At 35.7% G+C, this 577-nt stretch carries 2 protein-coding genes; both read right to left on the minus strand.

Annotated elements, in window-relative coordinates; all coding sequences use genetic code 11:
- A partial coding sequence (gene qoxD, locus IEU88_RS13605) for a cytochrome aa3 quinol oxidase subunit IV (RefSeq protein WP_096808059.1) occupies window positions 1–290 on the minus strand: 290 nt, incomplete at its 3' end.
- The coding region (locus tag IEU88_RS13610) for a cytochrome c oxidase subunit 3 (protein WP_188350429.1) at window positions 287–577 on the minus strand (291 nt) is incomplete at its 5' end. The genes IEU88_RS13610 and qoxD, both read right to left, overlap by 4 nt.

A 577-nucleotide genomic window follows, 5' to 3' on the forward strand; every position in this document is an offset into this window, starting at 1 on the left:
TATAAGTGGCTTGAGTGTCCACCTTGCATTACCCAATAAGTACCGATAACAGTAATTAAAGTAATGATAAGCGCAAATATAACTTTAAACCCTTGTACGTTTCCGTCTTTACCTTCAGTTAAGTGCATGAACATTAATAATTGTACTGCAGCTTGTATAAAAGCAAAGCCAAAGATGATTGTAATCTTAGCATTAAGTGCCATTGATGTGTATAGGGTTACGAATACTGCTAAAAGAGTCAGAACGATTGAGCCAATAAAGCCTACTGTGTGTTTTACAATTGTATTCATCCGCTAAACACCATCCCTATCATATATACGGCAGTAAAGATGAAGATCCAAACAACATCTAAGAAGTGCCAGTATAAACTTACTATAAATAACTTAGGCGCATTGTCTTTATTTAGTCCACGCATGCCAACTTGGATTAATAAACAAATAATCCAAATAATACCTAATGAGACGTGGGCGCCGTGTGTTCCTAAAAGTATAAAGAAACTAGACCAATAAGAACCGATTGTTAGGTTAACACCTTCTGATACGTAGTGTGCAAACTCGTAAATTTCAAATCCTACGAA

Origin of the sequence: Staphylococcus nepalensis (assembly GCF_014635045.1) — a bacterium.
In the GTDB taxonomy this organism is placed as follows: Bacteria; Bacillota; Bacilli; order Staphylococcales; family Staphylococcaceae; genus Staphylococcus; species Staphylococcus nepalensis.